Source organism: Synechococcus sp. MU1655, assembly GCF_023630655.1.
Lineage (GTDB): Bacteria > Cyanobacteriota > Cyanobacteriia > PCC-6307 > Cyanobiaceae > Synechococcus_C.
In genome coordinates, this window is sequence record NZ_JAKUHK010000049.1 from 1 (window position 1) to 9,815 (window position 9,815).

The 9,815-nt window shown below is 57.4% G+C and carries 10 protein-coding genes; 7 read left to right on the plus strand and 3 right to left on the minus strand.

Annotated features, from left to right (window positions below; all coding sequences use genetic code 11):
* A partial coding sequence (locus tag NCN04_RS04030; RefSeq protein ID WP_250395246.1) for a hypothetical protein occupies positions 1 to 282 on the minus strand: 282 nt, incomplete at its 3' end.
* Here NCN04_RS04030 and speE point away from each other — a divergent pair.
* The gene (speE, locus tag NCN04_RS04035; protein WP_048347526.1) at positions 270 to 1,133 is read left to right on the plus strand and encodes a polyamine aminopropyltransferase; all 864 of its coding nucleotides are present in this window, start codon (positions 270 to 272) and stop codon (positions 1,131 to 1,133) included. The genes NCN04_RS04030 and speE overlap by 13 nt on opposite strands.
* Positions 1,130 to 2,026 (plus strand): agmatinase, encoded by an 897-nt coding sequence (gene speB / locus NCN04_RS04040; protein ID WP_250395247.1) that lies wholly within the window; start codon positions 1,130 to 1,132, stop codon positions 2,024 to 2,026. Before speE ends, speB begins: the two co-directional genes overlap by 4 nt.
* A 144-nt stretch (positions 2,027 to 2,170) precedes the next feature.
* Here speB and NCN04_RS04045 read toward each other — a convergent pair whose 3' ends face one another.
* Entirely contained in the window at positions 2,171 to 2,431 is a 261-nt protein-coding gene (locus NCN04_RS04045) for a hypothetical protein (protein WP_048348382.1), read from the minus strand.
* A 152-nt stretch (positions 2,432 to 2,583) separates the two neighbouring features.
* On the opposite strand from NCN04_RS04045, the gene gcvT reads away from it, so the two are divergent.
* From gcvT to NCN04_RS04065, 4 genes are all read left to right on the plus strand, one after another.
* A complete protein-coding gene (gene gcvT, locus NCN04_RS04050; RefSeq protein ID WP_048347528.1) occupies positions 2,584 to 3,693 on the plus strand; it encodes a glycine cleavage system aminomethyltransferase GcvT in 1,110 nt (369 codons plus the stop codon).
* Between the two features lie 61 nt (positions 3,694 to 3,754).
* Positions 3,755 to 5,590: an aspartate--tRNA ligase gene (gene aspS, locus NCN04_RS04055; RefSeq protein WP_250395248.1), complete on the plus strand. Its 1,836-nt coding sequence runs from the start codon at positions 3,755 to 3,757 to the stop codon at positions 5,588 to 5,590.
* Between the two features lie 93 nt (positions 5,591 to 5,683).
* Entirely contained in the window at positions 5,684 to 6,814 is a 1,131-nt protein-coding gene (locus NCN04_RS04060; RefSeq protein ID WP_048347530.1) for an RNA polymerase sigma factor, RpoD/SigA family, read from the plus strand.
* 29 nt (positions 6,815 to 6,843) lie between these two features.
* Entirely contained in the window at positions 6,844 to 7,326 is a 483-nt protein-coding gene (locus NCN04_RS04065) for a Dps family protein (protein ID WP_250395249.1), read from the plus strand.
* Positions 7,327 to 7,329: 3 nt separating this feature from the next.
* Here the strand turns inward: NCN04_RS04065 and NCN04_RS04070 are convergent, their stop codons facing one another.
* Complete coding sequence (locus tag NCN04_RS04070; protein WP_048347532.1) at positions 7,330 to 8,064, minus strand: SDR family NAD(P)-dependent oxidoreductase; 735 nt, start codon at positions 8,062 to 8,064, stop codon at positions 7,330 to 7,332.
* A 53-nt stretch (positions 8,065 to 8,117) separates the two neighbouring features.
* Between NCN04_RS04070 and pyrG the strand changes: the two genes are divergently transcribed.
* Positions 8,118 to 9,791 carry a CTP synthase gene (gene pyrG, locus NCN04_RS04075; protein WP_250395250.1) on the plus strand — a complete coding sequence of 558 codons (1,674 nt, stop codon included), beginning with the start codon at positions 8,118 to 8,120 and terminating at the stop codon, positions 9,789 to 9,791.
* Positions 9,792 to 9,815 lie beyond the last annotated feature (24 nt).

The following is a 9,815-nucleotide window of genomic DNA, read 5'->3' on the forward strand; positions in this document are numbered from 1 at the left end:
AGCAACTGTGAACAAGCGCAACCTCATCAAGAAGCAACTGATGAACGCTATTTCAAGTAGCAACAAATTAACAACAGTACTAATCAGCCCCCCAAAGTAAACAAATACAGAAGCGACCAACTCAACCGGAGCATCCGTGGTGTCGTCAATGCCTTTCCCTGTTGGACCTGAGGCGCAAGACAACCGACTGACACCCCTGACCTTGGCATCACGCCATCCAACCGGTGCTGGTTTTAGCTGGATAGAGCGAACGTCCAGCGCCCCGCCATATGACCACTGCACCTGAGACCAGTGGCAACTGGATCGATGAGCACCACAACGGTGTGCGCTACGGCCTGGAAGGCCGTGTGCTGGTTGAGGAGACCAGCCCGTTTCAGCGCATTACCGTGATCGATAGCCAGCGCTACGGGAAAGGACTCCTTTTGGATGGCTGCTGGATGACGGCAGAACACCAGGAACGCCATTACCACGAAGCATTGGTGCATCCTGCGCTCTGCTCGGCAGAGGCCATCGAGCGCGTGCTGGTGATTGGCGGTGGAGATGGCGGAACCGCCCGCGAATGCCTGCGCCACCCAGGGGTGAAGCACCTCGACATGGTGGAGATCGACGGCAGGGTTGTTGCTCTCAGCCAAGAACACCTTCCTTCACTCGGAGGCGGGTGTTGGCACGACCCTCGCTTTCACCTCAGTGTTGGTGATGGCATTGCTTGGGCCGCTGAAGCCGAAAACGCGACTTACGACGTCGTCTTAGTGGATGGATCAGACCCCACAGGACCTGCAGAAGGCCTATTCAACCGTGCCTTCTTCAGCAACTGCTGCCGCATCCTCAAGCCAGGGGGGGTGTTTGCCACCCAAAGCGAATCACCCGAAGCCTTCCGCCAAGTGCACATCGACATGGTGAAGCTGATTCGGGAGCTGTTTGGCCATGCTGATCCTCTCTACGGCTGGGTGCCGATGTATCCAAGTGGATGGTGGAGCTGGACCTTTGCAGCGAAGGATGCGCCCCGTTACCTCACCGTTCAAAGCGAGCGCGCCGCAGCCGTAACCGAAGGGTGTGCCATCTGGAGTCCCCGCTGGCAGCAAGGAGCCTTCAACACCATTCCAGCGTTTATTGAACGGGAACTGAATCCATGAACAATCCCAAAAGCCCAACGATTGATCAGAGCCTGTTTGATGACGAAGGTGCCATTTTTATGGGAGGACGCCGCGATCCAGAGGGATGCCGGGTGGCCTTATTTGGTGTGCCCTATGACGGCACCACCTCGTTCCGCCCAGGCACCCGATTTGGCCCAGCCGCGATTCGGGAAGTGAGCACAGGTCTTGAGACCTACTGTCCCCAGCTGGATCGAGACCTCGAAGACATCCCTTACGTCGACATTGGAGCCGTTGAGATTCCCTATGGCGACCCACAGCCCGTTGTGGATGCCGTGCGCCACGCCACTGACACCGTGCTGGCTGCAGACATGAAGCCGCTGATGCTTGGCGGTGAGCATTCCATCAGCTCTGGTGCGGTTGCTGCTGTGGCGGAGCGACACCCCGACCTCGTGCTGGTGCAACTCGATGCCCATGCCGACTTACGGGATGAGTGGCTTGGATCCCGTCACAGCCATGCCTGCGCCATGCGCCGCTGTTTGGAGGTGCTGCCCAGCCAACAGCTTTTACAGATTGCGATCCGCAGCGGCACCTTTGAAGAATTCAGAGAGCTACATCGCAGTGACCGACTGATCTCAGTTCAAGACATCCCCGAGCGAATGACCCCACTCAGAGGACGGCCGATCTACCTCACCGTGGACCTGGACTGGTTTGACCCGGCCGTGATGCCGGGGACAGGGACTCCAGAGCCAGGTGGATTTATGTGGAACGATTTCGCAACTGTGATCAACGAGCTGCGCCACCACCGCCTCATGGGCGCAGACGTGGTGGAACTCGCTCCTCAACTCGATTCGAGTGGGATCAGTAGCGTCTTGGCCGCCAAAGTCACCCGCAGCCTTCTGCTGTTGATGACTCAGGAACCAAGGGGAGCCTAAACATCTACCTCAACTCAAGATTGACGCCGCAATTCACTCACTGCACTAAAGATCAAATGCTCAGGTCAAAAGTCCATATTCATCAATCTCTAAATCAAAATCTCCAATATTTTTAGAAGAGCCAAATCCACTCAAAGCTTTTACTTACAGCCGAACTGTTACTTCGGAATCCTGATCAGACGTTTGCATCGAATCACAAAAATCCAACTGACGATCCAAAGGGATCAACAAAGGCTCCTGAAGATTGAGCTCAGGAAGGGATGGTGGACGACAGGTCCAGTGGTGACAAAACACCTGATTCGCCAACTCCGCATGAACGGAGAGTCGCCGTAACCGACACCACCCAGATCCTGTTGCTGCAGGAGGAGTGCAATGCACGCAGGTTTGACAACTTGACTGAGTCACATCACACCTGCTGAAACGCGAGCTCAGACTAAGGACGCTTGCCAAAGCGGACCACAAAACCACCGCAATCTGCTGCTTTAATTCCAATTCCAGGATTGATACCAATTCAAGTGCAAGTTGGTTCATAGGATTTGAGGGCTAGCACCTCGGTCATGGACCAGAACTTCACACCGCTCCATGACCTCTGCATCGCGGCCGGAGGTCGAATGGTGTCCTTCGCTGGATGGGAAATGCCCGTTCAATTTTCAGGGCTCATGGCTGAACACAAGGCGGTACGCAGCAGCAGCGGCATGTTTGATATTTCCCACATGGGAGTTTTGCGACTTGAAGGCGCCAATCCCAAAGATGCTTTACAACAACTTGTACCGAGTGATCTGCACCGAATCGGTCCTGGCCAAGCCTGCTATTCCGTCTTGCTGAATGAACAGGGCGGAATCATTGATGACTTAATCATTTATGACCTAGGCCCATCCTTGGTGGACGCGAGTCACGAAACCTTGCTGGTTGTCATCAATGCAGCTTGCGCTGAAACCGACACAGCCTGGATTCGCCAACATCTTGAGCGAGCTGATCTGCAGGTCCTCGACGAGAAGAAGGATGGGGTGTTGCTTGCTCTCCAAGGGCCAAAGGCAATCGGCCTACTGGAGCGATTGAGTGGAAGCGATCTCAGCGAACTGCCGCGCTTTGGCCACTGCAGTCTCAACATTCAGGGGCTCAAAGCCCCTGTCTTCACAGCACGCACCGGCTACACCGGAGAGGATGGCGTAGAGCTGCTGCTCAACGCAGACGACGGCCGACAGCTATGGCAGCAATTGCTCCAGGAGGGCGTAACACCCTGCGGCCTCGGCGCTCGCGACACCCTGCGACTGGAGGCAGCCATGCATCTCTACGGCCAAGACATGGACGCTGCCACAACCCCCTTTGAAGCTGGCTTGGGGTGGCTGGTGCATCTGGAAATGCCCGCCACTTTCATCGGACGACAAGCCCTTGAGCAAGCAGCTGAACAGGGACCTTCCAAGCGTCTCGTGGGATTGAAACTGCAGGGCCGTTCGATTGCCCGCCACGATTACCCCGTCATCCACAACGGAGCGACCGTGGGCGTGGTGACAAGCGGTAGCTGGTCTCCCACTCTCCAAGAGCCCATTGCCCTCGCCTCCCTACCGCCAGCCCTTGCCAAGCTCGGCACAGAGCTCAGCGTTGAGATCCGTGGACAGCTCCAACCGGCCACTGTTGTAAAACGCCCCTTCTATCGCCGTTCCTAGTCGGGGCATAGGCGTCTTGGCACCGGCTGTGGGAAACTCGCCTCTCTCCAGCGAAACTCCCATGCGCAGCAACGGATGCGGCGACCTGCGCGACACGCACATCGACGAAACCGTGCAGCTCTGCGGCTGGGTGGATCGCCGCCGCGATCATGGCGGGGTGATCTTTATCGACCTGCGCGACCGCAGCGGCACGGTTCAAATCACCGTGGATCCCGACCTTGGCGCTGATGCTTTTGCCGTCGCCGAACACCTGCGTAGCGAGACCGTTTTGCAAGTCCAGGGAATGGTTCGGGCCCGTCCTGGGGAGTCGCTGAATGACCGGCTTGCCACCGGTGCGGTGGAGGTTTTAGCAAGCAGCATCCACGTGCTCAACAGCGTGAAAGGCACGCTTCCCTTCCCTGTATCTGTGCATGACGAGGAACACACGCGCGAAGAATTGCGCCTTCGCCACCGCTTTTTAGATCTGCGCCGCAAGCGCATGAACGACAACCTTCGCTTGCGTGCCCACACGATCCAAACGGCACGCCGATTCCTCGAAGACGAAGGGTTTATCGAAGTGGAAACTCCGGTACTGACCCGCTCAACCCCAGAAGGCGCCAGGGATTACATCCTGCCAAGCCGCGTCTGCGGTGGTGAATGGTTCGCACTTCCCCAATCGCCGCAGCTGTTTAAGCAACTGCTGATGGTGGGCGGCATTGAGCGTTACTACCAGGTAGCTCGCTGCTTCCGCGATGAAGACCTTCGGGCAGATCGACAGCCTGAGTTCACGCAACTGGACATGGAGATGAGCTTCATGGGCCAGGAAGAGATCCTCGAGCTCAATGAGCGGCTGATTGCTGCTATTTGGAAAACGGTCAAAGGGATTGATCTTCCACTGCCGTTTCCACGCCTGACCTGGCACGAGGCGATGGAGCGCTACGGCACGGATCGCCCCGACACCCGTTACGGCATGGAGCTCACCAATGTGAGTGACATCGTGAAAGACATGGGTTTCAAGGTGTTTAGTGGAGCGGTGAAGTCCGGCGGCTCCGTGAAGTGCATTGCGGTAGCCGGAGGCAATGACGCTGTGTCCAACGTGCGGATCAAGCCCGGTGGTGATGTGTTCAGCGAAGCCCAAGCAGCAGGCGCCGGTGGCCTCGCCTTCATCCGGGTGCGAGAGGGCGGCGAAATCGACACCATTGGAGCCATCAAGGACAACCTGTCGGACGAGCAGAAGCAAACCCTGCTGCAGCGCACCGAGGCTGAGCCCGGAACCCTGCTGCTCTTTGGTGCTGGAGACACCGCAACGGTGAACAAAGCTCTCGATCGTGTGCGCCAATATCTCGCCAAAGAGATGGGGCTCGTGAAGCCCGACAGGGAGAACGATCAGTGGAATTTTCTGTGGGTTGTCGATTTCCCGATGTTCGAATTCAACAAAGACGAAAATCGGCTCGAAGCCCTACACCATCCCTTCTGCGCCCCGAACACCACCGACCTGGGCGATAAGGCTGAGGAGTGGGCCAAAACCCTTCCCACAGCTCGCGCCCAGGCCTACGACCTAGTTCTCAACGGCCTGGAACTAGGAGGGGGCTCCCTGCGTATTCATGACTCCGCCCTGCAACGAGAGGTGCTGAACAGCATCGGGCTTGCTCCAGAGGAGGCCCAAGAGCAGTTCGGATTCTTGGTCGATGCGCTCGACATGGGTGCACCTCCCCACGGTGGGCTGGCTTTTGGCGTGGACCGAATGGTGATGTTGCTCGCCGGAGAGGACTCAATCCGCGACACGATTGCGTTCCCGAAAACCCAGCAGGCACGCTGCCTGATGACGGCTGCGCCCGCAGGGGTCTCTGAACGACAACTCGACGATTTACATGTCGCCAGCACTTGGGTGGATCCCGTGACAGAAACCACTGACTAGTCGCAGCACAAAACCCGAACAGAAACCAACGTTTCTGCAGACCAACTGGCTTAAACCGAGACCCTTGAGAAAGCTCATCGACTTCTCAGCCTTTTGTCCGCCAGCTCCTCATCAACGGGATCAGCCCCGATCCGCTGGAGCGGCGGCAACGACTTGTTGCGTCTCTACCTGCAGGACATCGGTCGGGTAGACCTGCTCACCGCTGAAGACGAGGTGGTGTTATCTCGCCTCGTTCAGCAATACGAGGGCCTGAAGCGCGAAGAACGTCAATTCGCCAAAGAGCATCCTGCAATCGAACGATTGCTTTGTCTTGAGGAACTGCAGCTGAGAGAGGCCAACCATCTCTCTCACTGGCCCACAAGACAGGAGTGGGCTCGAGCTGCCGAGATGCCTTTACAAGAGCTGAACCAGGGCCTGAGCAAGGGCTATGAGACCTGGGCCAACCTCATCAGCACCGACAGCAGGGAGCTGCAACTACGCCTGCGTCGAGGGCGGAAGGCCAGAGACCGGATGATCCAGGCCAATTTGCGCTTGGTGGTGGCTGTAGCGAAGAAGTACCAGCACCGAGGTATGGAGCTTCTGGACCTGGTCCAAGAGGGAACCTTGGGACTCGAACGGGCAGTCGAAAAATTCGATTCCACCCGCGGTTTTCGCTTCAGCACCTACTCCTACTGGTGGATTCGCCAAGGGATCACTCGGGCGATTGCCACCCAGAGCCGCACCATTCGCCTCCCGGTTCACATCACTGAAAAGCTCAACCGAATCAAACGGGTGCAGCAAGAGATCGCCAGCAATGAAGGGCGTACCGCTTCGATGACAGATCTGGCGAGAGAGCTCAGCGTCAGCGAAGACACTGTGCGTCAAACGCTGGCTCGCGTTCCCCGCTCCGTATCACTGGAATCCAAGGTGGGCAAGGATCAAGACACCCAGCTCGGGGAGCTCTTAGAAGACGAACACGCCACACCAGAGCAGACCCTCACCCGCGATTCACTCCATGACGATCTCGAACACTTGCTCAATGAGCTAAGCCCGAGGGAAGCCACCGTGATTCGCTGTCGCTTTGGCCTTGAAGACGACACCCCCCGAACCCTCGCTCAAATCGGCGAAGACATGAACCTCTCCAGAGAAAGGGTGCGTCAGATCGAAACCCGAGCCCTTTTGAAATTGCGCCAGCCCCAGCGCAGAAACAAGGTGCGCGATTACATCCAATCCTTGGATTCTTAAACAACCAAGCGTTTCAACTCCCATCCACCATGGCCCAAAACTCCGCCATCGACATCGGCATCACCAGCACACAACGGGAGGAAATCGCTGCTGAACTCAGCCGGCTCCTCGCAGACACCTACGTGTTGTATGGCAAAACCCACGGTTTCCACTGGAACGTGACCGGGCCGATGTTCAACACATTGCACCTGATGTTCATGGACCAGTACACCGAGTTGTGGAACGCCCTGGATGTGATCGCTGAGCGCATACGCGCCCTTGGCGTTTTGGCACCCCATGGAGGTTCAACCCTGGCCGCTTTGGCCTCGATTCAAGAAGCAGAGCAACAACCTGCCGCGCTCGACATGGTGCGTGAGCTGGTCACCGGCCATGAGGCCGTAGCCCGTACGGCACGGAGCATCTTTCCTCTGGCAGAAGCTGCCAACGACGAACCCACTGCCGACCTGCTCACCCAACGGCTTCAGATCCACGAAAAAACAGCCTGGATGCTTCGCAGCCTGCTGGAACACTAAGCATCACTCCAGGCTGGAGCTAACCGCAAGCTCAAAGGGCACCGCCCGATTGGGAAGTCTCAACAGTTCAGCACTCATCGACGCAATGTCTTCGGGCTGAGTCATCGCTTCAGCTTCCATCGATTGCGTTGGCCAGCGGTCGCTCGGACCGCTACGCACTGCAGCCGCCATATCCGTATTGACCCAGCCAGGACAAATCGCCGTGACCCGAATGCCGGCAGCCCAACCCTCGTTGCGCATGGTTTGGCAGAGACCAAGCAGGGCAAATTTGCTGGCGCTATAAGCCGCCAGGCGACCTTTGCTGCGCTTCCCGCTCATCGAAACCAAAACCTGAATGCGACCCTCTCCGTGGGATGCCAACTGCGGCCATGCCGCGCGAGTCAGCCACCAAGGTCCCATCAGGTTCACATCGATGATGTGAGCGATTTCTTGTTCTTCGCCCGACTCGAAGAGCAGCGGCACACGGCTGAAGATCCCGGCGTTATGGATCACGCTGTCGAAGCCGCCAAAATAGTTGGAGGTGGCCTCAACCCAGGCCTGGGCCGCCGCAGGGTCCTCAGCGGCATAGGGACAAAGCAACACCTTGTCGCTCCCAGCCAACGCAGGATCAAGGGGCGTCTGCTTCAACGCCTCCAGATCACGAAGCCCAAGGCTGAGGCGATGGCCGTCGGCAAGAGCTCGTTCAGCCACCGCACGACCAATCCCACGACTTGCACCACTAATCAGGAGAGTGCGCACGGATACCAGGGTGAGGGTCTACCGCAGTAAATTGACATGTTGCCGAGCAAGCCATGGCCAAGTTCGTGTTTGTCACCGGCGGTGTGGTCTCCAGCATCGGCAAAGGGATTGTGGCCGCGAGCCTCGGGCGCTTGCTGAAGTCACGGGGCTACAGCGTTTCAATCCTGAAGCTGGATCCCTATCTGAATGTGGACCCAGGAACGATGAGCCCCTTTCAGCACGGGGAGGTGTTTGTCACTGAAGACGGTGCAGAAACGGATCTCGATCTTGGCCACTACGAACGCTTCACCGACACCGCCATGTCGCGCCTGAACAGCGTGACCACCGGCTCGATCTATCAATCCGTCATTAATAAGGAGCGCCGAGGCAGTTACAACGGCGGGACCGTTCAGGTCATCCCCCATATCACCGGTGAAATCCGCGACCGCATTCACCGTGTGGCCTCCAACAGCAATGCCGATGTTGTGATTACAGAAATCGGCGGAACTGTTGGTGATATTGAGTCGTTGCCCTTCCTGGAAGCGATTCGAGAGTTCCGAGGAGATGTGGGACGACGAGATCTGGCTTACATCCATGTCACCCTGCTCCCCTTTATCGGCACGTCGGGAGAGCTGAAAACAAAGCCCACCCAGCATTCGGTCAAAGAACTTCGCTCGATCGGAATCCAGCCAGATCTGCTCGTCTGTCGTAGTGATCGCGACATCAATGATGAGCTCAAACGCAAAATCGGAGGCTTCTGCGGTGTACCTCAGCGAGCGGTCATCCCCTCCTTGGACGCCGACAGCATCTACGCAGTACCGCTCACACTCGAAGACGAAGGACTGTGCCGTGAAGTCCTCGACGTCTTGGACCTCGAAGATCACGACAGTGACATGGTGGACTGGGCGCAACTGGTGCACAAACTCCGCAATCCCGGCCCGGCGGTCAAGGTTGCGTTAGTGGGCAAATACGTCCAACTCAACGACGCCTACCTCTCTGTCGTAGAAGCCCTACGCCACGCCTGTTTAGCCCAGGACGCCTCCCTGGATCTGCATTGGGTCTGCGCAGAAGAGATTGAAAATCAAGGCGCTGATGTCCTTCTTAAAGGCATGGACGCTGTTGTCGTGCCAGGTGGATTCGGCAACCGTGGCGTTGATGGCAAAGTGGCCGCCATCCGCTGGGCGAGGGAGCAGCGCGTGCCATTCCTTGGCCTTTGCCTAGGAATGCAATGCGCCGTGATCGAGTGGGCTCGCAATTTGGCAGGGCTCACTGATGCCACAAGCGCTGAGCTCGAGCCAGGAACCACCCATCCTGTGATCCATCTGCTTCCCGAACAACAAGACGTTGTTGACCTTGGAGGGACGATGCGTTTGGGCGTCTACCCCTGCCGTGTCTCAGCAGGCAGTCTGGCGTCCAAGCTGTATGGAGAAGAAGTGGTGTACGAGCGCCATCGCCACCGCTTCGAATTCAACAACGCTTACCGAAATCTTTTTCTCGAATCTGGCTACGAAATCAGCGGAAGCTCCCCCGATGGCCGATTGGTGGAACTGATCGAACTTCCCGAACATCCCTTCTTCACCGCCTGCCAATACCACCCGGAATTCCTATCCAGACCTGGCCGGCCCCATCCCTTATTCCGAGGTTTGATCGAAGCGGCTCAACAACGCTTACCCTCCAGCCCCAACGAAGCCATGCGCCAACAAAACAATTCAGAGGCTGGATCCAATCATCCCAGCCTGCAGCCTTGAGCGATTGTTTGCCGGTTGTGGAGA